This window comes from Streptomyces scabichelini (assembly GCF_011045015.1).
Taxonomy (GTDB): Bacteria; Actinomycetota; Actinomycetes; order Streptomycetales; family Streptomycetaceae; genus Streptomyces; species Streptomyces scabichelini.
Map to the genome: position 1 here is coordinate 1 of NZ_JAAKZY010000171.1, position 22327 is coordinate 22327.

The 22327-nt window shown below is 68.3% G+C and carries 19 protein-coding genes and 1 pseudogene; 10 read left to right on the plus strand and 10 right to left on the minus strand.

Annotated features, from left to right (window positions below; genetic code table 11):
- Positions 1 to 475, minus strand: a 475-nt coding sequence (locus G5C60_RS37290) for a hypothetical protein (RefSeq protein ID WP_165266214.1), incomplete at its 3' end; no start/stop codon positions are given.
- A gap of 297 nt (positions 476 to 772) precedes the next feature.
- Between G5C60_RS37290 and G5C60_RS37295 the strand changes: the two genes are divergently transcribed.
- Together G5C60_RS37295 and G5C60_RS37300 are read left to right on the plus strand one after the other, a co-directional pair.
- Positions 773 to 1138: a hypothetical protein gene (locus tag G5C60_RS37295; RefSeq protein WP_165266217.1), complete on the plus strand. Its 366-nt coding sequence runs from the start codon at positions 773 to 775 to the stop codon at positions 1136 to 1138.
- A gap of 258 nt (positions 1139 to 1396) precedes the next feature.
- Positions 1397 to 1894: a hypothetical protein gene (locus G5C60_RS37300; RefSeq protein WP_165266220.1), complete on the plus strand. Its 498-nt coding sequence runs from the start codon at positions 1397 to 1399 to the stop codon at positions 1892 to 1894.
- Positions 1895 to 1959: 65 nt separating this feature from the next.
- Here G5C60_RS37300 and G5C60_RS37305 read toward each other — a convergent pair whose 3' ends face one another.
- Positions 1960 to 3627, minus strand: a complete 1668-nt coding sequence (locus tag G5C60_RS37305) for a fumarate hydratase (protein WP_165266222.1) — start codon at positions 3625 to 3627, stop codon at positions 1960 to 1962.
- Between the two features lie 189 nt (positions 3628 to 3816).
- Here G5C60_RS37305 and G5C60_RS37310 point away from each other — a divergent pair, with 189 nt between their 5' ends.
- Together G5C60_RS37310 and G5C60_RS37315 are read left to right on the plus strand one after the other, a co-directional pair.
- The gene (locus G5C60_RS37310) at positions 3817 to 4542 is read left to right on the plus strand and encodes a DUF1707 domain-containing protein (RefSeq protein WP_165266224.1); all 726 of its coding nucleotides are present in this window, start codon (positions 3817 to 3819) and stop codon (positions 4540 to 4542) included.
- A 162-nt stretch (positions 4543 to 4704) separates the two neighbouring features.
- Entirely contained in the window at positions 4705 to 5085 is a 381-nt protein-coding gene (locus G5C60_RS37315; RefSeq protein ID WP_165266226.1) for a WhiB family transcriptional regulator, read from the plus strand.
- Between the two features lie 76 nt (positions 5086 to 5161).
- On the opposite strand, the gene glpX is transcribed toward G5C60_RS37315, so the two are convergent.
- The gene (glpX, locus tag G5C60_RS37320) at positions 5162 to 6193 is read right to left on the minus strand and encodes a class II fructose-bisphosphatase (RefSeq protein ID WP_165266228.1); all 1032 of its coding nucleotides are present in this window, start codon (positions 6191 to 6193) and stop codon (positions 5162 to 5164) included.
- Positions 6194 to 6317: 124 nt separating this feature from the next.
- Between glpX and G5C60_RS37325 the strand changes: the two genes are divergently transcribed.
- Positions 6318 to 6836, plus strand: a complete 519-nt coding sequence (locus tag G5C60_RS37325; RefSeq protein WP_165266230.1) for a DUF4245 family protein — start codon at positions 6318 to 6320, stop codon at positions 6834 to 6836.
- Between the two features lie 77 nt (positions 6837 to 6913).
- On the opposite strand, the gene G5C60_RS37330 is transcribed toward G5C60_RS37325, so the two are convergent.
- The 3 genes from G5C60_RS37330 to xseA form a co-directional block, all read right to left on the minus strand.
- Positions 6914 to 7504 carry a malonic semialdehyde reductase gene (locus G5C60_RS37330; RefSeq protein WP_165266232.1) on the minus strand — a complete coding sequence of 197 codons (591 nt, stop codon included), beginning with the start codon at positions 7502 to 7504 and terminating at the stop codon, positions 6914 to 6916.
- Between the two features lie 237 nt (positions 7505 to 7741).
- Positions 7742 to 7987 carry an exodeoxyribonuclease VII small subunit gene (locus G5C60_RS37335; protein WP_165266234.1) on the minus strand — a complete coding sequence of 82 codons (246 nt, stop codon included), beginning with the start codon at positions 7985 to 7987 and terminating at the stop codon, positions 7742 to 7744.
- 9 nt (positions 7988 to 7996) lie between these two features.
- Positions 7997 to 9214, minus strand: coding sequence for an exodeoxyribonuclease VII large subunit (gene xseA / locus G5C60_RS37340; RefSeq protein WP_165266236.1), 1218 nt, complete (start codon positions 9212 to 9214; stop codon positions 7997 to 7999).
- An 84-nt stretch (positions 9215 to 9298) separates the two neighbouring features.
- On the opposite strand from xseA, the gene G5C60_RS37345 reads away from it, so the two are divergent.
- On the plus strand, positions 9299 to 10303 hold the full coding sequence (locus tag G5C60_RS37345) for a 4-hydroxy-3-methylbut-2-enyl diphosphate reductase (protein ID WP_165266238.1): 1005 nt from the start codon (positions 9299 to 9301) through the stop codon (positions 10301 to 10303).
- A 94-nt stretch (positions 10304 to 10397) separates the two neighbouring features.
- Positions 10398 to 11144 (plus strand): polyphosphate--glucose phosphotransferase, encoded by a 747-nt coding sequence (ppgK, locus tag G5C60_RS37350; RefSeq protein ID WP_165266240.1) that lies wholly within the window; start codon positions 10398 to 10400, stop codon positions 11142 to 11144.
- A 13-nt stretch (positions 11145 to 11157) separates the two neighbouring features.
- Here ppgK and G5C60_RS37355 read toward each other — a convergent pair whose 3' ends face one another.
- Positions 11158 to 11646, minus strand: coding sequence for a DUF6542 domain-containing protein (locus G5C60_RS37355; RefSeq protein WP_338146040.1), 489 nt, complete (start codon positions 11644 to 11646; stop codon positions 11158 to 11160).
- A gap of 379 nt (positions 11647 to 12025) precedes the next feature.
- Between G5C60_RS37355 and ychF the strand changes: the two genes are divergently transcribed.
- Both ychF and pglW read left to right on the plus strand, forming a co-directional pair.
- Positions 12026 to 13114, plus strand: coding sequence for a redox-regulated ATPase YchF (gene ychF, locus G5C60_RS37360; protein WP_165266242.1), 1089 nt, complete (start codon positions 12026 to 12028; stop codon positions 13112 to 13114).
- Positions 13115 to 13607: 493 nt separating this feature from the next.
- Positions 13608 to 18008: a BREX system serine/threonine kinase PglW gene (pglW, locus tag G5C60_RS37365; RefSeq protein ID WP_338146041.1), complete on the plus strand. Its 4401-nt coding sequence runs from the start codon at positions 13608 to 13610 to the stop codon at positions 18006 to 18008.
- Positions 18009 to 18039: 31 nt separating this feature from the next.
- On the opposite strand, the gene G5C60_RS37370 is transcribed toward pglW, so the two are convergent.
- Genes G5C60_RS37370 through G5C60_RS37380 form a run of 3 tightly spaced genes read right to left on the minus strand, consistent with a single transcriptional unit; the run spans position 18040 to position 21391 of the window.
- Positions 18040 to 19512, minus strand: a complete 1473-nt coding sequence (locus G5C60_RS37370; RefSeq protein WP_165266244.1) for a hypothetical protein — start codon at positions 19510 to 19512, stop codon at positions 18040 to 18042.
- Complete coding sequence (locus G5C60_RS37375; RefSeq protein WP_165266246.1) at positions 19509 to 20888, minus strand: ParA family protein; 1380 nt, start codon at positions 20886 to 20888, stop codon at positions 19509 to 19511. The genes G5C60_RS37370 and G5C60_RS37375 overlap by 4 nt, the downstream gene beginning before the upstream one ends.
- Positions 20885 to 21391: a hypothetical protein gene (locus G5C60_RS37380; protein ID WP_165266249.1), complete on the minus strand. Its 507-nt coding sequence runs from the start codon at positions 21389 to 21391 to the stop codon at positions 20885 to 20887. Before G5C60_RS37380 ends, G5C60_RS37375 begins: the two co-directional genes overlap by 4 nt.
- 133 nt (positions 21392 to 21524) lie before the next feature.
- Between G5C60_RS37380 and G5C60_RS37385 the strand changes: the two are divergent.
- A pseudogene (locus G5C60_RS37385) lies at positions 21525 to 22327 on the plus strand (BREX-2 system adenine-specific DNA-methyltransferase PglX); the annotation flags it as partial.

Sequence of the window (22327 nt, forward strand, 5' to 3'; positions counted from 1 at the left end):
GCCGGGCGGGCGCGCGGTGGCGTCCCAGGTCGAGGGTTCGCTCCTGCCGGGGCTCGAACGGCTGCCGGGGCTCGCTCTCCAGGCGTTCGATGCGCTGCCGCAGGTCGTCGAGTTGTGACTGGAGGCTTTCGTGGCCGTCGTTGAGAACCGTCAGTCTCGACTCGAACGAAGCCCTGGCCTCCTTCAGCCGGGCATAAGTCGTGTCCCATTTCACCCGCCAGCGGTCGAGCGTTTCCTGCTTGCTCTCCGGCCGGTAATTGTGGAGATCGCAGACCGCCGTGACGATGTCCTCCATCAAATCCCGGCGAGGTAATTCGGTGCCCAAGATCTTGTAGATGTACTGCTGGCTGTACGTGGTGAGTTCCGCGAGCCTTTTGACGGGAACTTCCTGGGATCTGCAGAACTCCTTGAGTTCGGCGCCGAATTGCGCGGCGATCTCGGCCTCGGGGGTGGTGGGCTTGCGGTGCTTGGGCAACGTACGTGCACCCCAACCCCCTCCACCCGCAACGATCTTGGGGCTCGGAGGGCGGGGGGACCCTCCCTTCTTCTCTTGCCCGACCAGTCTGGCAGCCGGACCAAGATCCACTGGCCGTACCTGTTCGCCAGTTTTCGCGAAGAAACCGGAGAGCGGAGTTGAGGTCGGATTCGCACGCGTGCCGCGTGATAGTTCTTGATTGCCGCACCGGTTACGCGTCGAGCCGCTGCGTGCCGTACGCCCGTTCGCTTCCCCGACTGTTTTTGCGTATCCCGTACCGTCCGAAAGGCCCTGCCCATGACTGGACTCGGTCGAGGTCCTCATGACGACCGCGAACGCGACATCCTGCGTTTCCATCTGATGGAACTCACCGCGAATCTTCTGGCCTTACTGTCCATTCTGGCCGTGGTACTCGTCATCGTGCTCGCCGCCGACGCGGTCCCGGTGCTGATCGCCGCCACGGCGACGGCGGCCTCGGCGGCGTTCCGGGCATGGCTGGCCTTCCGGCACCGTCACCCGCCGGGCGAACGGCGAAAGCCCACGACAGCCAAGCGCGGCGCCTCACTTCCCGGCCCCCGCCGGTCGCCGGACGGGCCGCCGGCCAAGCCGACGGAATCGGCGCCGGGCCAACGCACGGAGGACACCGATCCGGAGCGAACCTGACGAATGCGGGACCACAGGGCCACGCCCGGTCACCCGCGCCCGGTCACCGGCGCCCGGTCACCCGCGCCCCGTCACAGGCGCCCCCGTCAGCCGAGCCCCGTCAGGGGCGCGGGGAACTGCGCGATCAGCCACAGCGGGCCCGCAGGCACAAACGGCCTGAGGCCACCCCGCGCCACCCGCGGAGCGGATCCGCGGTGATCGCCGGACAATGACAAGTGGGCCGAGGGGGGAGATCCACCACCCCACAGGAGGCAGCACATGTCCCGCAGCTTCAGGAGGATCGGCGCCCTCGGCGCCAGTGTGACCGCGGCTGTCGCCTTCGGCGTCCCGGCCTCCGCCACCACCACCCAGACCGAAGACCTCGATTTCACCCTCTACGCCAGGGAAGTCCCGGGCGACGAAGGCGACGAAGGCGAGGGCCAGGCACCCGGTATCGGGGACAGCTTCGCCTTCGCCGAGGACCTCAGTCGTACCAAGGGCGGCGACAGGGTCGGCCGGGGCGGAGTGACCTGCACCGTCGTGCGCACCGGGAACCCGGGCGACCTTCACTGCGTAGGCACCTACGTACTGTCCAGGGAGCCCGGCGGACAGCTCACCGCCCAGACGCTGATGGCGTTCGATCCGTCGGACGAGACGCCGGCCGCGTTCGACATCGCCATCACCGGAGGAACCGGCGACTTCAGGGACGCGCGCGGCTCCATCCGCTCGACCCCCGACGGGGACTATGACCGCCTGGAGTTCCACATCAGCCGCTGAACACGGGACGGGGACGGGGCCCTGGCGTGTCCGGGGCCCCGCGACCGGCGCGTCCTGGGCAGGGGTCAGCCCAGACCAGGGCCCCGCACCGGAATCGACGTGAACGTCGGAGCCGGCGCCGGGTCCTTGAAGAAGTCGTTCCCCTTGTCGTCGACCACGATGAACGCCGGGAAGTCCTCGACCTCGATCTTCCAGACGGCCTCCATGCCGAGTTCCTCGTACTCGACGACCTCGACCTTCTTGATGCAGTCCTGGGCGAGGCGGGCAGCCGGACCGCCGATGGAGCCGAGGTAGAAACCGCCGTGGGCGTCACACGCGTTGGTGACCTGCTGCGAGCGGTTGCCCTTCGCCAGCATCACCTTGGAGCCGCCCGCCGCCTGGAACTGCTCCACGTAGGAGTCCATCCGCCCGGCAGTCGTCGGGCCGAACGACCCGGACGCGTAACCCTCCGGAGTCTTGGCCGGACCGGCGTAGTACACCGGGTGGTCCTTCAGGTACTGCGGCATCTCTTCGCCCGCGTCGAGGCGCTCCTTGATCTTGGCGTGCGCGATGTCGCGGGCCACGACCAGCGGTCCTGACAGGGACAGCCGGGTCTTGACGGGGTACTTCGTCAGCTCGGCGAGGATGTCGTCCATCGGCTGGTTCAGGTCGATCCTGACGACGTCGGACGACTCGTCGAGGTGCTCGTCCGTCGTCTCCGGGAGGAAGCGAGCCGGGTCCGTCTCCAGCTGCTCCAGGAAGACGCCCTCCGCGGTGATCTTCGCTGTCGCCTGGCGGTCGGCCGAGCAGGAGACGGCGATCGCCACCGGGCAGGACGCGCCATGCCGGGGGAGGCGGACCACACGTACGTCGTGGCAGAAGTACTTGCCGCCGAACTGCGCGCCGATCCCGATCCGCTGCGTCAGCTCGAAGACCTTCTGCTCCAGGTCCTTGTCCCGGAAGCCGTGGCCCAGCTCGGAACCCTCGGCCGGGATCTCGTCCAGGTAGTGCGCGGAGGCGTACTTCGCGGTCTTCAGGGCGTACTCGGCGGACGTACCGCCGACGACGATGGCGAGGTGGTACGGCGGACAGGCGGCCGTACCCAGCGAACGGATCTTCTCCTCGAGGAACTTCATCATCGAAGCCTCGTTGAGGACGGCCTTCGTCTCCTGGTAGAGGAACGACTTGTTGGCGCTGCCGCCGCCCTTCGCCATGAACAGGAACTTGTAGGCGCCGCCGTCGGTCGCGTACAGCTCGATCTGGGCGGGGAGGTTGGAGCCGGTGTTCTTCTCGTCCCACATGGTGAGCGGGGCCATCTGCGAGTACCGCAGGTTGAGGTTCAGGTACGCGTCGTAGATGCCCCGGCTCAGCGCCGCCTCGTCCCCGCCCTCCGTGAGGACGTTCTGCCCGCGCTTGCCCATCACGATCGCCGTACCGGTGTCCTGGCACATGGGCAGCACGCCCGCGGCGGCGATGTTGGCGTTCTTGAGGAGGTCGAGCGCCACGAACTTGTCGTTCGACGACGCCTCCGGGTCGTCGATGATGCGGCGAAGCTGCGCGAGGTGGGCCGGGCGCAGGTAGTGCTGGATGTCGTGGATCGCCTCTTCGGCGAGCTTGCGCAGCGCCTCCGGCTCGACCTTGAGGAAGGTGCGCCCGTCGGCCTCGAAGGTGGAGACGCCTTCCGAGGTCACCAGCCGGTACGGGGTGGTGTCCTCCCCTTGAGGGAGCAGATCGGTATACGCGAACTCAGGCATCTCGGCCCATTCCTCACTCGACAGACAGCGCGGCTGGCCTCCGTGGCAGCGCCCACCAGCGTAGGACCTGGTCGACCGGCGGGGCTTGTGAGGTAAAGCTCAGTTGGAGTGCCGGACGGACCCCGGCGGTTTTCCGCAGCTCGCATCAAGGGGTAGTCGCGATCTATCGCGTTTGGGTACGCTGCTGCCGTGGACCTTCAGAAGCGCCCCGCCGCCCCCGCCGTCGACGGGGAGACGCCCGACCGGCAGCCCCCGGCACCGACCGAGTTGCGCTGCTCCGACGCCGACCGCGACCGCACCGCCGACATCCTGCGCGAAGCTCTCGCCGAGGGTCGCCTCACCGCGGAGGAGCACGCCGAGCGGGTCGAGGAGGTCTTCCGTGCCAAGACCGTCGGCGAACTCGAGCCGCTCGTCCGTGACCTTCCGGGCGAGCACCGGAGGGGCGCGACGCGGGCGTACGACCCGGCGCCGAACCACCCCACTCCGGGCGCGGTGCCCCCGGTCGCCGACGAGAACGTGGTGGCGGTCTTCAGCTCCGCGACCCGCAGGGGCCGCTGGCGAATAGGCCGCCGCACGCATGCGTACGCGATCTTCGGAAGCGTCGAGATAGACCTCAGCGAGGCGGTCTTCGAGCACCGGCAGGTCGTCATCAAGGCGATCTCGGTCTTCGGCAGCGTGGACATCCGCGTCCCGGAGAACGTCTCGCTGCGGGGCAACGGCGGCGGTGTGCTCGGCAATTTCGAGGTGCGCACGCTGGATTCGGACCAGAAGGACGCACCCGTGGTCTATGTGGACGGACTGGCGATATTGGGAAGCATCGACGCAAAACCCAAGCGCGGCAAGCTGATCGAGGATCTCCTGGACCGGATCGGCGACCAGGTGCACGACCGGTTGCGCAAACACCTGGGACGTTGACGGTCGCGAATTTCCCGGCAAGCGGAGCGAATTCGTCCGCTCGTACCCGGCCGGACCTGCGAAGAACTCCCGTGCCTCGGAACTCAGTGCATAGGCGCGCGCACAGCGGGTAGGCCTTGTCGCATCGTCGCTCGCTCGCGAAGCCGTCGTCAGGAGTAGACCGTGCTGCATCCGCCGCATCAGTCCCTGCAGGTCGCTGCCGTTCCGCCCCAGGGGGTTCCGGTGCGTGAGAGGGACCAGGACGCCCCTTGGCACACGGAGGCCGTGTGCCGCCGCGACGAGGCCGGGTTGTTCTTCGCACCCTCAAAAGAACCCACCGCGGCCCGGCTGTCCCGCGAGGATGCGGCGAAGCGGGTCTGCGCACGTTGCCCGGTGATGGTCGAGTGCCGTGAACACGCGCTGCTGCAACCCGAGCCGTACGGCGTATGGGGCGGCCTCACCGCCGCCGAACGCCGCGTGGTCCTCGCCCGGCGCCGCCGCCGCGACCTCGAACTCAAGAAGGCGGCACGCTCCGCGGCGGGGCAGATAGCCGCCGCCGGATAGCTGACATGCGAATGGGGCGCCCCTCCGCACAAGGGGCGCCCCGTTCGCGTACGTACGCCTCTACTTCGCTCGGTTTCTATTTCGCCTTGTCGAAGTCGATGGTGCTGTAGGCGCGCAGTTTGCTCAGCCGGTGCTCGGAGTTGATCTGGCGGACCGTCCCGGACTTGGAGCGCATGACGATCGAGTCGGTCGTCGCGGTCTCGGCGCGGTAGCGCACGCCCCGCAGCAACTCGCCGTCCGTGATGCCGGTCGCGACGAAGAAGACGTTCTCGCCGGAGACGAGGTCGTCGGTGAACAGGACGCGGTCGAGGTCGTGGCCCGCGTCCACGGCCCGCTGGCGCTCCTCGTCGTCCTTGGGCCACAGCTTGCCCTGGATGGTGCCGCCCAGGCACTTCACGGCACAGGCCGAGATGATGCCCTCCGGCGTACCGCCGATGCCCAGCAGCAGATCGATGCCGGTGCCCTCGCGCAGCGCCAGGATCGACCCCGCGACATCGCCGTCGGTGATCAGCTTGATGCGCGCGCCGGTCTCCCGGATCTCCTTGATGATGCCGTCGTGGCGCGGCCGGTCGAGGATGACGACGGTGACGTCCTCGGGCGTGGACCGCTTGGCCTTGGCGACCCGGCGGATGTTGACGGACACCGGGGCGTTGATGTCGACGAAGTCGGCAGCCTCGGGCCCGGTGACCAGCTTGTCCATGTAGAAGACGGCGGACGGGTCGAACATGGTGCCGCGGTCGGCGGCGGCCAGCACGGCGATCGCGTTCGTCATGCCCTTCGCGGTCAGCGTGGTGCCGTCGATCGGGTCGACGGCGATATCGCACTCGGGGCCGGTCCCGTCGCCGACGCGCTCCCCGTTGAAGAGCATCGGGGCCTCGTCCTTCTCGCCTTCCCCGATGACGACGACGCCGTTCATCGAGACGGTGGAGACGAGGGTCCGCATGGCGCGCACGGCGGCACCGTCGGCGCCGTTCTTGTCACCGCGGCCGACCCAGCGGCCCGCGGCCATCGCGGCGGCTTCGGTGACCCGGACGAGTTCCAGGGCGAGGTTTCGGTCGGGGGCCTCGGACGGGACCTCGAGTTCGGAAGGCAAGTGATGCTCGGTCATCGGAGCGCACCTTTCTGATACGACGACGGCCGGATGAGGGTGTGGCTGACTCTATCCTCAGTCCGACAAAATGAGCAGGGGGCCCCACGGATGAGCAGACCAGTACACCTGCGACGATGGGGGCGTGGCAGGTACGAAAGGCAAACAGTCGGTCCGGGACATGGTGCTCTCCCTGGGCCTGATCGGAATCGTCGCGGGAGTCATTTACCTCTTCATTCCCCATGACGACTCCGAACCCTCTGTCAAGCGGGTGGACTACCGCGTCGAACTCCTCACGGCACGCCGTGCGGCCACCTATCCGGTGGCGGCACCCGAGGGCCTGTCCAAGGAGTGGAAGGCGACGTCGGTGCGGTTCGAGGGCGACAACTTCGACGCCTGGCATCTCGGCTTCCATGACCCCGACGGTGAGTACGTGGCGATCGAGCAGTCCGCTCAGAAGCCCTCGACGTTCATCGACGAGGCCGGCCAGGGCGCCCAGGAGACGGACGTCACCCAGCGCATCGGCGAGCGGACCTGGACGCGGTACGAGGGCCCGAAGTACGACGCCCTCGTCCTGCGGGAGAAGGGCTCCACGACGGTGGTGACGGGGTCGGCGTCGTTCGGGCAGCTGACGAAGATGGCCGAGGCGTTGAAAATGTCCTGAGCGGTACTTCGTGTACGTGCGAGGAGGGCCCCCGGCGCACTGCCGGGGGCCCTCCTCGCACGTATGACCTGTGAGGCTCAGACCGTCGTGATGACCTCGTCGGCCGCCAGGCGCGGGGAGCGCGGGAACCACGCGTCGTCGCCCGGCTTGCCGATGTTGATCACCATCAGCGGGGTGTGGTCGTCGTCCAGGAACTCCTTCTGGACGCCGGCGAAGTCGAGGCCCGTCATCGGACCGGCGGCCAGGCCGGCGGCGCGGACGCCGATGATGAAGTACGCGGCCTGCAGCGCGGCGTTGAGGGAGGCGGCACCCTCACGGGCCGGACGCTCGGCGAAGAAGACGTCCTTGGCCTGCGGGAAGTGCGGGAAGAGGTGCGGGAGCTCCTCGTGGAACTCGTTGTCCGCGGCGAGGATCGCGACGAGCGGGGCGGTGGCCGTCTTCGGCTGGTTGCCCTCGGCCATGTGCTTCACCAGGCGCTCACGGGCCTCGGCGGAGCGGACCAGGGTGATGCGCAGCGGGGACTGGTTGAAGGCGGTCGGGCCGTACTTGACCAGGTCGTAGATCGCCTGCACCTGCTCATCGGTCACCGGCTCGTCGGTGAACGTGTTGGCGGTGCGGGCCTCGCGGAAGAGCAGGTCCTGGGCGGCGGGGTCAAGAACGAGGGACATGGATGAACCTTCTCGAGACGTGCGTGCGGTCGATCCGGGGGCGGATCGGCTGGTGATGGCGACACTACGGCGGAGAAGGTTCAAGCTTCAACCAAAAGCGGCCGATGGTGATCCGCTTCACAGGTCGCTGTACGGGACATGGAGGTGGCGAAGCTGCTGACTCTGCCGCTGCCGTCGTCGCCGCCAAGGGCTTCGGCGGCCGGGGATCACTCGCCGGGGGTCACTCGCCGACGACGATCACTCGGAGTCGTCGTCGCCCCCGCCGTCCTCGCTCTTCGCCTCCTCTTCGGCGAGCGCGGCGTCCAGGCGGGCCCGCGCCCCGTCCAACCAGCGGCGGCACACCTTCGCCAGTTCCTCGCCGCGCTCCCAGAGGGCGAGGGACTCCTCGAGGGTCGTGCCGCCCGCCTCCAGGCGGCGTACGACCTCGATCAGCTCGTCCCGCGCCTGCTCGTACCCGAGCGCCTCGTCCGCTTTGCTGGTCATGCGCCCACCCTATGCATCCACCGCATCCACTCGAACCGTGAACTCACCCTCGGCGACCCGCGCCCGCAGCGGCTCGTCGGCCGTCACCTCGTCCGGGGCGCGGACCACATGGCCGTCGGCCTTCTGGAGCACCGCATAGCCGCGCCGGAGGGTCGCGGCGGGGGAGAGGCCCACCACGCGCGCGTGCGTGTGCGTCAGCTCCGAATCGGCACGGTCGAGGAGGTGCCCGAGGCAGCGCCGGGCGCGGTCGAGCAGGGAGGCGACCTGTGCCTCGCGCTCCGCGACCATGCGGTGCGGATCCTCTATCGAGGGCCGGGCCAGCGCGTGTGCGAGCCCGCGCTCCTCGCGCTCGATGAAGGACAGGACGCTGCGGCGCGCCCGGTCCCGCAGGAACTGGACCCGCTCGTACTCCTCACCCACGTCCGGCACGACCTTCTTGGCCGCGTCCGTCGGCGTGGACGCGCGCAGGTCGGCCGCGTAGTCGAGCAGCGGGTTGTCCGGCTCGTGCCCGATCGCCGAGACCACCGGCGTACGGCAGGACGCGACCGCCCGTACGAGCTGCTCGTCCGAGAACGGCAGCAGGTCCTCCACGCTGCCGCCGCCGCGCGCCACGATGATCACGTCCACGTCGTCGAGCGCGTCCAGCTCCTTCACGGCCTGGATGACCTGGGGTACCGCGTGCACTCCCTGCACGGCGACGTTGCGCACCTCGAAGCGGACGGCGGGCCAACGGTGCCTGGCGTTCTCGAGTACATCCCGCTCGGCGGCCGAGGCGCGGCCGCAGACCAGCCCGATGAGCTGCGGCAGGAAGGGCAGCGCCTTCTTGCGCTCGGGCGCGAACAGGCCCTCGCTCGCCAGCGCCTTCTTCAACTGCTCAAGACGGGCGAGCAGTTCACCCACTCCCACCGGCTTTATCTCGGCGGCCCGGAGGGAGAGCTGGCCTCTGGGCGCGTACCACTCCGGTTTCGCGTGGACGACCACGCGCGCGCCCTCGCTCACCACGTCGGCCACCGCGTCGAACACCTGCCGGTAGCAGGTGACGCTCACGGAGATGTCGTACGACGGATCGCGCAGCGTCATGAAGACGACGCCCGCGCCTGGCCGCCGCGACAACTGGGTGATCTGCCCCTCGACCCACACGGCGCCGAGCCGGTCGATCCACCTCCCGATGAGCCGAGACACCTCACCGACGGGCAGCGGGGCGTCCGCGGACGTGTTCACAGCCATGCGCCCGAGAGTAACGGTCAGTACCGACAACGCCGCCGCCCGCGTCCACAGCCGCCCTCCTGGCCGTCCCGATGCGGCCGTACGATGGTGTGCATGACTGCTTCGACTGGCCGCCGTGTCCTGCTCGCCGCTCCCCGTGGCTACTGTGCCGGAGTGGACCGCGCCGTGATCGCCGTCGAGAAGGCCCTCGAGCAGTACGGGGCCCCGATCTATGTCCGCCACGAGATCGTCCACAACAAGTACGTCGTGCAGACCCTGGAAAAGAAGGGTGCGATTTTCGTCGAGCAGACGGCGGAGGTCCCCGAAGGGTCGATCGTCATGTTCTCGGCGCACGGCGTCGCACCCGTCGTCCACGACGAGGCCGCCCAGGGCAAGCTCGCCACCATCGACGCGACCTGCCCGCTGGTCACCAAGGTCCACAAGGAAGCCGTCCGGTTCGCCCAGGACGACTTCGACATCCTCCTGATCGGGCACGAGGGCCACGAGGAGGTCATCGGTACGTCCGGTGAGGCGCCCGACCACATCACGCTCGTCGACGGCCCCGAGGACGTCGCCAACGTCGAGGTCCGCGACCCGTCCAAGGTCGTCTGGCTCTCCCAGACCACCCTCTCCGTGGACGAGACCATGGAGACGGTCGACGCCCTCAAGGAGAAGTTCCCGCAGCTCATCGCCCCGCCCAGCGACGACATCTGCTACGCCACGCAGAACCGTCAGCTCGCCGTGAAGCAGATGGGCGCCGAGTCGGAGCTGGTCATCGTGGTCGGCTCGCGCAACTCCTCCAACTCCAAGCGGCTCGTGGAGGTCGCCAAGCTCGCGGGCGCGCGCGAGGCGTACCTCGTGGACTTCGCGGACGAGATCGACGAGGCCTGGCTGGAGGGCGTCAGCACGGTCGGTGTCACGTCGGGAGCGTCCGTGCCGGAGGTGCTCGTCGAGCAGGTCCTGGAGTTCCTCTCCACCCGCGGCTTCGAGGACGTCGAGATCGTCAAGGCCGCCGAGGAGTCCATCACCTTCTCGCTGCCCAAGGAACTGCGCCGCGACCTGCGCGCGGAGGCGGCGGAACTGGTGGCGGAGCGCACGACCGAGAAGTGACGGATGCGGTGGTCGTACGCGCCCGAAAGTGAAGGTCCCGAGGGCCGTACACCGCCGAAAAGTGACTGTCGGACGTACGACGTAACGTGGTCCCATGCAGATCTTCGGCGTGGACATCGGTGGATCAGGGATCAAGGGCGCTCCCGTGGACCTGGACCGGGGCGACCTGGCGGAGGAGCGCTACAAAGTGCTCACCCCGCACCCCTCGACACCCGACGCGGTGGCCGACGGCGTGAAAGAGGTCGTCGGCCACTTCGGCTGGACGGGCCCGGTCGGGGTCACGTTCCCGGGTGTGGTCACCGGCGGCGCCACCATCCGTACGGCCGCCAATGTGGACAAGGCCTGGATAGACGTCGACGCGCGCGCCCTGCTCGGCGAGCGGCTCGGCGGGCTCCCGGTGACGATCCTGAACGACGCGGACGCGGCGGGCGTGGCCGAGATGCAGTTCGGCGCGGGGCGTGACCGCCGGGGCACGGTCATCGTCCTCACCTTCGGTACGGGCATCGGCAGCGCCCTCTTCACGGACGGCGTCCTCGTGTCGAACACGGAGCTGGGCCACCTCGAACTGCACGGCCACGACGCCGAGAAGCACGCCTCCACCAAGGCCAAGGACGACCACGAGCTGACCTGGGAGCACTGGGCCCGGCGGGTCCAGAAGTACCTCGCGCACGTGGAGATGCTCTTCTCGCCCGAGCTCTTCATCATCGGCGGCGGGGTCAGCCGCAAGTCCCACAAGTTCCTGCCGCTGATCGAGGGCATCAAGGCGGAGATCGTTCCGGCGCAGCTGCAGAACAACGCGGGGATCGTGGGGGCGGCGATGCGGGCGGCGAAGGCAGGGTAGCGGCGGCTGGGCCTCAGGCCGTGCGGCGTCTCGGCTGAGCCTGCGCCGGGGGCCGCTGCTGGGCGGGAGCCCTCGGGGTCTGGACCGCCGCCCGGCGCTGGGCCGCACGCCGGCTCATGAGGCGTACCTTGCGGAAGGTCACGATGAGGCCGGCGATGAGCGTGCCGCCGTACAGCCAGCCCGCGTGCATCGCGAGGGCGGTGACCAGACCCATCAGCCGGTCCAAGAAGCCTCCGTCGCTGTCGGCGACGGGCAGCAGACCGAAGGCGAACGCGATGGGCACGATGACGGGCGCGGTGACGAGGTCGGCCCGGCGCACCCAGACCGCGGTGAGCGCGCAGACCGGCAGGAACAGCACCCCGTAGACGACGAGGGACGCCCCGAACAGCAGCCGGTCGAGACAGGCGAGCGCGAACATCGACGCGGCGCAGAACAGGCCGCTGCCGAGCCCGGTGAGCCGCGGGTCGGGCATTCTGCGGACCGCCCGCACCAGCGGTGACACGGGCAGCGGGCTCCGGGGAACGCCGGGTCGGCCCAGCTGGGGTGTACGGGCTCCGCCGCGCGCGGCCTGCGGGGGAACGGGTGTGCCGCGTCGCGGCCGGGACTGGGGCTGAGGGGGACGCGTCCTGTATTGCTCCACCGGTCCAACTTAGGTCGGTTTATGTGTGGAATGGTCCCTGGGACACGCCCTTTGATCCACCTTGGCCAAGCGTTCGATACGTCGCCGGTCCGGGGGCCCGCACGCCGTAGACTGGTGGATCGGTCCGCGGACTGGTGGATCGGCCCGCGCATCGCACAGCAGAACCCGGGCCCCTCCGCACACTGAAGGACCCGGGTCCGCCTGCTCCAGTCCTCCAACCTCACGTACGGGAAGTCGCAACGTGTCGCTCACGATCGGAATCGTCGGTCTGCCGAATGTCGGCAAGTCGACCCTGTTCAACGCCCTGACCAAGAACGACGTGCTGGCGGCCAACTACCCGTTCGCCACGATCGAGCCGAACGTGGGCGTGGTCGGCGTCCCCGACACCCGGCTGACGAAGCTGGCCGAGATCTTCGGTTCGCAGAAGATCCTCCCCGCCACCGTCGACTTCGTGGACATCGCGGGCATCGTGCGCGGCGCGAGCGAGGGCGAGGGCCTGGGCAACAAGTTCCTGGCGAACATCCGTGAGTCCGACGCGATCTGCCAGGTCATCCGTGCCTTCAAGGACGAGAACGTCGTGCACGTCGACGGCAAGATCTCGCCGAAGGACGACATCGAGACGATCAACACCGAGCTGATCCTCGCGGACCTGCAGACCATCGAGAAGGTCCTGCCGCGCCTCCAGAAGGAGTCGCGGGTCAAGAAGGACGTCGGGCCGAAGGTGGCCGCGGTCGAGGCGGCGAAGGAGATCCTGGACGCGGGCCAGACCCTGTTCGCCGCGGGCATCAAGCAGGACTCGGACCGCGAGGCCCTTCTCCACGACCTGCACCTGCTCACCACCAAGCCGTTCCTGTACGTCTTCAACGTCGACGAGGACGAGCTGACCGACGAGGCCTTCAAGGCCGAGCAGCGTGCCCTCGTCGCCCCCGCCGAGGCGATCTTCCTCAACGCCAAGCTGGAGGCGGACCTCGCCGAGCTCGACGAGGAGGAGTCCCTTGAACTCCTCCAGTCCGTCGGCGTGGAAGAGCCCGGCCTCGCCACCCTCGCCCGCGTCGGCTTCGACACCCTGGGCCTCCAGACCTACCTCACGGCCGGCCCCAAGGAATCACGCGCCTGGACCATCAAGAAGGGCGCCACCGCCCCCGAGGCGGCCGGCGTCATCCACACCGACTTCCAAAAGGGCTTCATCAAGGCCGAGGTCATCTCCTTCACCGACCTCGTCGAAACGGGCTCGGTGGCCGAAGCCCGCGCCAAGGGCAAGGCCCGCATGGAGGGCAAGGACTATGTGATGCGGGACGGGGACGTGGTGGAGTTCCGCTTCAACGTTTAGGCGCATTTCCACCACGTCGGCTTTGATGATTACGCAGTTCAGGAGGGCTCGACTCTTCGGAGTTGAGCCCTTCGCTCGTTCCCGTGCTGGGATGGTGCTGAGAAATCTGACGCTCTGTCACCTTGTTTCGCGACCGTCCCGGGCGTGGCTCCCTTGGAGCGGACCGACTGCGCGTATGGGTTCACAGCTACTGCTGGCGCGCGCCGAACTCTGCCCCGTTTTCTGGGGCAAATGGCGAGGCTGCCGTTCACGACGGCTGGTGTCTGTGACCGCAGGCCCCTCAAACGACTCGGGTGGCTGACCGGTGAGAGGCGTTCGATCAAGACTGCTCTCGGATCGGAGAACGCCGCTGAACGCCGCCTCCCTCTTGTGGCGGGCACGGTAGGCTCGACCAGGCATGATGCGGCCCTGCTGGCGTGGGCGACGCGGGAGGACGGGGACAGTGACCGCAGTGGGAGGAACCCCGGCGTCCGGGGTGCCGAAGCCTGGCCCCGTGAGGCCGCCCCGGCAGTGGTCGCAGGAGAGGGTTTCCCCGTACCCGTGGGAGCAGGAGGCACTGGATCACGTACGGCAGCTCATGCCGCACGCCGAGCCTTATCGGGCCTGGGCTACCTTCTCCTTCACTGCGCAGTCCGGACGCGTCAACGAATGCGATCTGCTGATCGCGGTTCCGGCAGGGCTCTTTCTCGTCGAGATCAAGAGCCATCCTGGCGAACTCCGTAACACCGGTTCCACCTGGAACTTCCGTGGCCAGGACCGCACGCGGACCATCACCAACCCTCTGCACTTCAACGACTTGAAGTCCAAGGAGCTGAAGAGTCAGCTTCAGTGGGCAGCACGCAAGCTGGGTATCAGCGACCGCGTCGTGCCTCGTATCGAGCCTGCGGTGTTCCTCTCTGCCCCGGATCTGGAAAGCCACCTGGACGAGGTCCAGCAGATCAAGATCTACGGCCGTGACGACGGCGCGAGCGGTCTGAAGCGTATATGGCAGGATTTCCTGGGACTGCCACCGGACCGCCCCGAGCGGCGCATCACTCCGGAGTTCTCCCGCCATACCCTCCCGCAGTTGCTGAAGGCCATTGGCATTCGCCAGTCCGTCGCCCATCTGCGGTTCGGCGAGGCATGGAAGATGGAGCCCCATCCGCTGGACGCCGGCCCGTCCTGGGAGGACCGGCTCGCGTCTCGCGATGACGGGATGGTCCAAGAGGAGGGCCGGGTCCGTATCTATCTGGTCAGCCAGATGGCGACCGAAGCGGCCCGTAGGGCCACCGAACGTGCCGCGCGCCGTGAGTACCAAGTGCTCCAGGGCATCAACCATCGTGGGATCGTCGACGCAGTCGAATTCCGTGAGCATCAGGGCGGGCCGGCGATTCTCTTCCGCCATCGCCACACGGATCTGCGACTCGATCAGTACCTCGATGTCTACGGTGGGAAGCTGACTCCCGAGACGCGCCTCGACCTGGTCCGACAGCTCGCAGAGGCCGTCCGCTACGCACACAACCGTTCGCTGTACCACCGGGCTCTGGCGGCACGATCGGTGTACGTCTCCTTCAAAGAGGGCGGGTCCCATCCCGAACTGCGGATCACGGACTGGCAGACCGCGGCCCGGGATTTCGACTCCAACGCCACCTTCTTCCGCTCCATCGGTGGTTCCGCCCTCGACGCGGCACTCATTGAGGACGCGGCCCGCGTCTACCTCGCCCCGGAGACGGATCAGCCCTACGCCGACCCCGGCGACCTGGACGTCTTCGGTCTCGGAGCGGTGGCACATCTGATCCTGACCGGGTTGCCGCCGGCTGCGCAGCGCAGTGCGCTGAGTGACCGTCTGCGCACGGACTCGGGACTACGTCTCTTCGCGGTGGCGGATGGGCTGCCCGATGCCCTGGACGATCTGGTTTTTCAGGCGACCCGGACCGATGTCAATGATCGCCTCGGCTCGGTGGAGGAATTCCTCGATCTCCTCGACGAGGCCGAACGCGCCAGCGTGCTGCCGGATTCCCCGGCCTCGACAGGTGTCGACCCGTTGGAGGCGCTGCCCGGTCAGTCACTCGATGCCGAATGGTCGGTCCGGCGGGTTCTCGGCACCGGGGCCACTGCCCGTGCGCTGCTCGTGGAGCGCGCGACCGAGGACGAGGACGGGCACGTCCAGATCGACGAGCACGTCTTCAAGGTGGCGCTCGACGAGGAGCGGGCGGGCAGGCTGCGGGCCGAGGAGCGCGTGCTCGGCACGGTCGGTGGTGGAGCGATCGTCCAGCTACGGGGAGAGGGCCTGCGGGAGATCGGCGGGCGCACGGTTCTGGAGCTGGAGTACGCCGGCGAGCAGTCGCTCGGTGAGCGGCTCAGAGGCCAGGGCCGTCTCACGTACCACGAGCTGGAACGCTTTTCGGACGATCTGTTCCACGCCCTTGACCAGCTCGCCGGTCATGGGGTGCGCCACCGTGACATCAAGCCGGACAATTTCGGTGTCCAGCGCCGCAAGGACCGTACCTGGCAGCTGAAGCTCTTCGACTTCTCACTCACCGATGCCTCTGACCGGGACATCAAGGCCGGTACCCGTAACTATCTCGACCCGTTCCTCGGGTCGATGCGCCGCGCCCACTACGACGATCACGCTGAGCGGTACGCGGCGGCCGTCACCCTTCACGAGATGGCCAGTGGTGAGCGACCGGTGTGGGGCGACGGGCAGAACGACCCGCTCACCAACGAATCGGCAGCCCTCCGCATTGCGGTCGAACTCTTCGAACCGGCATTGAGTGAGGGGCTCGCACGCTTCTTCCGTAGAGCCCTGCACCGCGACACCGAGCACCGCTTCGAGACCCTCACGCAGATGCGGGACGAGTGGCGGCAGGTGTTCCGCACCGCGGACTCGACCGGCCCCACCACCACTCCGACCACGGTCGGCACCACTTCCGAGGACCCGGAGAGCGACCGGGACAGGGCAGCGGCAGCCGCCGACACCACGACACTCCTGGAGGCCGCCGGTCTGTCTCCCCGGGCGGTGTCTGTCGCGAACGACCTGCACGCCTACCGGGTCGGTGATCTGCTGAACCTTCAGCCGTACGTTATCTCCCGGGCGCGCGGCGCAGGTGCGCTAGTCCGCAAGGAACTGAACCGGCGGCGCAAGCAATGGGCGGCAGCGCTCGTTCCGGCCTCCGACGGAAGGTCTGCGCGGACCGCGTCCGTCGATCGCGCGGTGGCGGATGTCGTCACGGCGGACGGCTCGGCTCCGGAACGGATCCTGTCGATAGACGAGATGGCAGCCCTGCTCACCCCCGAGCCGGGACGCAAGGGTTCGCACCACGAGGGCGTGGTCCGGCTCACGCTCGGGCTTCCGCCCGAGGAGGGCGGGCTGTCTCCGCTGGGCGCCTGGCCGGTGCAGGCACGCATTGCCGAGCACCTGGGTATCAAGCAGCCGCCGGTCTCGCGGCACCATCGGATGGAGATCAAACAGTGGGCCGAGGCGGCCTGGCTCGCACCGGTACGGGCTGAGCTGGTCGACATCGTCACTGCCGCCGGGCGCGTCATGACCGCTGTGGAGGCTGCCGCCGAACTGCGTGCCCGCCACGGAGCGGACAGCGACACCGGTGAGCGGATCCTGGCCAGATCGCTCGCTGTGGTCCGGGCCGCAGTCGAGGCCGAGACCGCGGATGTGCTGGGAGGGGGAGACAGCGCGGGGACCGAGAACGCGGTACTGCATGAGCCCCGGCTCGCGGTGCACCGGCGTGGTGAAGCGATCCTCATCGCGGCCGAGTCGCTTCCCGGAACTGAGGATCCGAGCCCCCGTGAACTGGCCGACTACAGCGCTCTGTTGGGGGCCTGCGCCCATCAGCTGGCCAGGCGTGACCCATTGCCCAGCCGTACCGAGGTCCTGCGTGATCTGCGTGCGGTACCGGTTCCCGACGGCTTCGCCCCACTCGCGGATACCCGCCTCGTGGCACTGGCAGCCGCGGTCGCCACTCGGACCGCGGTCACCCCGCGCCTGGAGCTGTACCCACAGGATCTGAGTCTGGAGCGGGCACTTCGCATCTCCCAGGCGGGAGCCGGTGTCCGGCACGACCGGGGCATCATGGTCCCCGGTCTGGTCGCACGGTTGCGGGCACGGTTCCCCGACCTCGACCTCCTCGCGGGCGGCCGCGAACCAACCCATGTGGAGCTCGAGGACGCGCTCGAAGCGGCACGCTTCGATCTGCGGTACGACCACACGACCTTGACGTTTTTCCCGCGCAGAACCGCACCGCCCGCGGGCCGCACCTCAACCGGCTTCCACACCAGCTATCTTCCGCCCCGCCCGGTCTCGCGCTCGGACCGGGAAGACCCGCACGGTGCATTGCGTGCCAGCCTCACCGAGCGGGCCGCGCGCGGCGGCTTCCTCGCCTTGACGGTGAAGCGCGACGTGCTCGTCGGGACGGCGGAGCGGGTGGCGGCGACCTTCGAACCCGAGGGTGTCGTCGCGGTTGATGTCGCGGGCATGTTCCTGCGTATGCTGCGGGAGCTGGCGGACGAGAAGGGCCAGGACTGGCAGAAGTTCCTGCGTGCCGACAGCAGTTCGGCCCCCGGCCGCATCAAGCCCGGCCTTGCCTCTTTCGCCCGCGTCGTCTGGCAGCGGATGGAGGACGCCCTCCTGGAGCGGGCCGCCGAGCCCCGGACGATTCTCTTCCTTTACGACGCCGGCCTCGTCGCCCGCTACTGGGACGAGGGCGGCCATGGCTTCCTGACCCGTCTTCAGAGTGCGGCACGCCGACCGGCGACCGTCCCGTACGGCCTGTGGCTGCTGTGTCCGGTCGAGACACGGTCGCAGCAGCCGCGCCTGGATGGGCGGACGGTTGAGGTGATTGCGGGCGATGGGGAGAAAGAGCACCTGGATGCGGAGTTCGTGAAGGCGCTCGGGGACTGAGCGCCTTCACGAAGTGAACGGACGGCCGGGGTCAGGACTTCTTGCGGGAAACTCCGCCCCTGCGCCCGATGTTGAAGTACAGCCGGTACACATCGGGCAGGTCGATGGCCCCGGTGGTGAGTCGCCGGGTCAGGACGCCGATGTCGATGAGTTCCTCGAGGACGGCGAAGAGGTCAGCTGGTTTGCGTGGACCGCTGCCGCCGTCGTCTTCCTGGCCGTCCTGAGCGTTGTCCTTGGCCAGATCCTGCAGCGCTGCGCTGAGCCCGCCCTGATCCCAGTAGGCGATGACGAGGGAAGGCTCCATCGGTACCTCGCCCCCCTCGAGTTTTTCGACCGCAGCAACCGCCCAGGCAATGTCCTCCGTAAGTTCCTCCACACGGATACGGGCCGCCCCGTGCAGGCTCGCTCTGATGGCGTCGTAGTGCAGTGCGTACTCGTGCCCGGCGTAGCGCTCCGCGGAGACGACGGCAGCCTCCCGGAGGCTGTACAGCCAGGTACGGGGGCTGACCTGCTCTTGGCCGTCCTGGAGGTGGTTGGGTACCCAGGTGTAGGTGAGGCCCTTGCGCCGGTCTGTACCCATGTATGGCCCGGCGATGTCAACGAATACGGCTTCTTGTCGTGTCTGGTCAGCGATGACGTCCGTCGGCGCGATGAACCGGCCTTCGCCTTCGTCGCGCCAGCTGCCAGTCGCGGCCCGGAACTCCGCTGCTCCGGGGCCGTCGTAGTTGCCCAGTTGGTGGAAGAAGAGTCCGTAGAGGTTCTCCCTGAGCCAGGTGAGCTCGGCGGTGTTCGCGGTGAGTTTCGAGGCGTCTGCGAACTTTTTGGGCGCACTGTCGTACATGTCCGGGCGAATGAAGATCTTCGCGCGCAGAGCGGTGGTGGTGAGCCGCAGTTCAAGTGCCACCTCGAGCAGACCCGACACAAGCTTGTCCGCCTGGGTCCTGTCCTTGTGCAGGTGGTCCAGGGCGTCGAAGAGCAGGACCCGCGTCATGCCGTCGTCGTGGGCTGCGCTGTCCGCTTCCTGCAGAGCGTCGTCGAGTGCTTCGGGATTGTCCCGTACCCAGCTCATCCTGCCGGACCAGTCACCGATGGCTGCGATCTCGGGCACTTGGAGCGCCATCAGAACGACCGTGAACCAGAAGTCGACCGCATCGAACTCGTCATCACGCATCAGCCGGGCGATGACTCGCTTGGTCGGGTACGCGGCGTCGGCCTTACGGTCCGCGGCGAAGCCGGTGGCGATCTCGACCCGGCGCAATCTGGGCATCAGGTACGAGGCCGCGGCGATCTCCCGCAGCCGGGGATCGGTCAGTGCCTTGGCCCAGTACGTCTTGCCTGTGCCGCGAGCACCCTTCACCACTGTGACATCGGGAGCGAGAGCGAGCCGGTGGCTCGACGGGGTGAACAGCCGCCGCATGTCCGGTTCGGTGGTGTTCGCGTCGACCGCGCCTTCCAGAGCCCTGTCGATCAGGGTGCGGTACTCGTCGGCGGTCAGGGGGGTCATGAGGGCTCCGGGTGCGGTGACGGCAGCAGTCGCTCCACCGTAGTCGTGAAGGTCTGGTAGACGGCCTCGACCATCGGCAGCTCCGGCCAGGCGCTGCTGCGCAGCGGGTCGAGTCCGATCAGGTCGTTGCCGAACAGGATCGGGATGGGGGAGTGCGGTGCGTCTTCCGCGTCCGGTGCCGAGATGTACGTGCTGTCCGGCTCGTAGAGGGTGTCCGCGAAGAGGTTGTAGGCACGCTCCTGCAGGGCGAGGAGTCGGTTGATGTCTCCGGCGGAGTTGAACATGGCAGCGACGACTCTGAGGCGTTCCACCAGGTCGCTGACGTGGTTCTGCCGTTGCCTCCACTGTTCGAACAGCATGCGGTACCCCTCCCAGGTGGAGGGGTTGTCCACGGTGAACAGCAGCGCCAGGCCGCTCAGGTGGGTCAGGGTGACAGCGGCGATGTCGTGCATGCCGGCCCGACAGTCGAGCAGGACGACATCCGGGCGCCGGGAGAGCTCCGCCACCTGGTTCTCACAGGCGCTGATGGCTTGCTCAAGCCGGGTGGCGAAGGGGCGCGGGGAATCGCCGGGAGTGAGTGGGGCAAGGTCGCTGTAGATGCGGTTCAGTTTGGCGAGGTAGTCGCTGCGTTCACCTGCGCGGGGTGTGCCTCCGGCAGGGGCGAACCACACCTCGCCATTGCTTTCGCCACGAACCGGTAGGGCGGTGCCGCGGGCGACCAGTTCCAGCCCGTCGCCGTGCCCGACTGCTGCTTCGACCAGATGGTCCACGATGCCGTGACGAGGGATGCCGCTCGGGCTCTCCAGGAGGTTCGACACCCCGGGGGACTCCAGGTCGAGGTCCACCACGAGGACACAACGTCCGCGGTCGGCCAGATACCGGGCAAGCATCGCGGTGGCCGTAGAGCGGCCCACACCGCCCTTGAATCCGTACATGGCGACGCGTCGGTCCCGGCGGTCCCAGTCTTCGTCGGCCGGCGCCTCGGCAGGGACGGGTTCACTGGTCCAGTCGGCCCCTATCACTGTGCGTTCTAGGGCGTGCACGCTGCCGACGCTCCCGTGGGAAGCGCTGATCTCCGTACGGTCGCCGCTGGCGAAGAAGAGGTCGGGGGCGAACAGCAGACTGCCGAGGACGAGGGGCTCAAGGCCGGTGAAAGGGTGCGTCGCGGCCGCGAACGCCGCTGACACCGAGAGCACATCGGGGGCGTCCGCAGCCAGCGGAGCGGCACGGTCGTCGACAAGGAGTGACGCGCGACCCAGAAGGTCACGGGTGACGACGACGTCCGTGCCGAACTGCTGGGCGGCCTGTCCGGCGTGGGCGAGCGCTTGCTTCCAGGCCGCGTCGAACCGTGCGGAGGGTGGGGGAGGAGTGGTCATACGAGGGTGCCGGTTCCTAGGATGCGGGCCTGCTCGTGGGCGGCGATGAGGTCGTGGGCCGCCTTGAGGTGCCGGTCGACGTGCTCCTTGGTGAGCGTGGTGCCGTCGCAGTACCGGTCGCCCACGTCCCAGTCCGCGAACGGGTTCTCCCAGAGGAGCTGGGAGAACAGGAGACCTGCGGCGGTGTCGTTGCGGCGGTGGGCCACGGCGGTGAGCTGTTCCCAGAGGGCGGGAAGATGGCCGTGCTGGCCGTCCCAGTTCCGCTGCCTCCGCTGAGGATTCGCGAACTTCATCTCGGGGTGGTGCGGCATGCCGTTCGGCTTGAGCTCGGAGCCGAGGAAACTGATCAGGATGGCCTTGATGGCGCATTCCGCGGCCAGACCGGCCAGGTGGTCCGCCGATATCTGCCACCGCGCGCCCGTCGCGAGGACGGCCGACCGGTAGTGGTGCACGCTCGCTCGGGCGAAGTCGGGCGGGGGCGAGGTACTGGGCGCTGCCGTCACGACGATCACTTTAGTGGCGGGAGCGGAGGGCGCGGGAGGCCTTTCCGCACACGGGAACCCCAGCCTCGTTAACGAGGCTGGCAGGATTGAAGGGCCTGGCCGCGGGATGCGCGGCGGGAGAGGACGCGGTGCGGTGAGTAGGAACAAGAAGGAAGCGGACGTGACGGTGGAGACGGCGGGTACGGCGGCGGGGCTGGACAAGGAGGCCCTGGTCAAGGATCTCAAGCGGCAGGTCCTCGACCTGGAGGACGACCTGCGTGCCCGCAGCGAGACGGTCGACGAGTTCCGCGAACGCCTGGAAGAGGAGTACCGGCAGGCCAAGGAGGCCAAGCGGATCGCGGCCCCCTACGCCGCCTGGCGCGACGAGCGGGTCACGCAGGCCGCGGCGGCCTGGGTCCTCGCCTGTGTCTTCGTCCGCTTCTGCGAGGACAACCGGCTCATCGAGGAGCCCTTCCTCGCCGGCCCCGGCGAACGTCTCGCCGAGGCGGAGGCCCGCCACGACCACTTCTTCCGCGAGAATCCCCAACTCAACGACCGCGACTGGCTGATCGCCTCTTTCCGTCACCTTGCCGGAACGAACGCCGCCGCTGCGGGCCTCTTCGACGAGAACCACAACCCGCTGTGGAGCATCACCCCCAGCTACGACGCGGCGACGAAACTGCTTGCGTTCTGGCGCAGGTGGGGGGCGGCTGGCGAGATCCGTTACGATTTCTGGGACCCGGAGTGGAACACCCGGTTCCTCGGCGACCTGTACCAAGACCTGAGCGAGCACGCCCGCAAGACGTATGCGCTGCTCCAAACCCCGGAATTCGTCGAGGAGTTCATCCTCGACCTGACCCTGGAACCGGCGATCGAGGAGTTCGGCCTCAACGCGGTACGGGAAGACCCACTGGACCCGAAGGGTGAGCCGCTGCGCGGGCTGCGGACCATCGACCC

Excerpts from the sequence above, each read along its gene's own strand:
- G5C60_RS37295 (WP_165266217.1), top strand. The coding sequence starts at position 773 with ATGACTGGACTCGGTCGAGGTCCTCATGACGACCGCGAACGCGACATC.
- G5C60_RS37300 (WP_165266220.1), top strand. The coding sequence starts at position 1,397 with ATGTCCCGCAGCTTCAGGAGGATCGGCGCCCTCGGCGCCAGTGTGACC.
- G5C60_RS37305 (WP_165266222.1), bottom strand. The coding sequence starts at position 3,627 with ATGCCTGAGTTCGCGTATACCGATCTGCTCCCTCAAGGGGAGGACACC.
- glpX (WP_165266228.1), bottom strand. The coding sequence starts at position 6,193 with ATGACCGAGCATCACTTGCCTTCCGAACTCGAGGTCCCGTCCGAGGCC.
- G5C60_RS37330 (WP_165266232.1), bottom strand. The coding sequence starts at position 7,504 with ATGTCCCTCGTTCTTGACCCCGCCGCCCAGGACCTGCTCTTCCGCGAG.
- G5C60_RS37335 (WP_165266234.1), bottom strand. The coding sequence starts at position 7,987 with ATGACCAGCAAAGCGGACGAGGCGCTCGGGTACGAGCAGGCGCGGGAC.
- xseA (WP_165266236.1), bottom strand. The coding sequence starts at position 9,214 with ATGGCTGTGAACACGTCCGCGGACGCCCCGCTGCCCGTCGGTGAGGTG.
- G5C60_RS37345 (WP_165266238.1), top strand. The coding sequence starts at position 9,299 with ATGGTGTGCATGACTGCTTCGACTGGCCGCCGTGTCCTGCTCGCCGCT.
- ppgK (WP_165266240.1), top strand. The coding sequence starts at position 10,398 with ATGCAGATCTTCGGCGTGGACATCGGTGGATCAGGGATCAAGGGCGCT.
- G5C60_RS37370 (WP_165266244.1), bottom strand. The coding sequence starts at position 19,512 with ATGACCCCCCTGACCGCCGACGAGTACCGCACCCTGATCGACAGGGCT.
- G5C60_RS37375 (WP_165266246.1), bottom strand. The coding sequence starts at position 20,888 with ATGACCACTCCTCCCCCACCCTCCGCACGGTTCGACGCGGCCTGGAAG.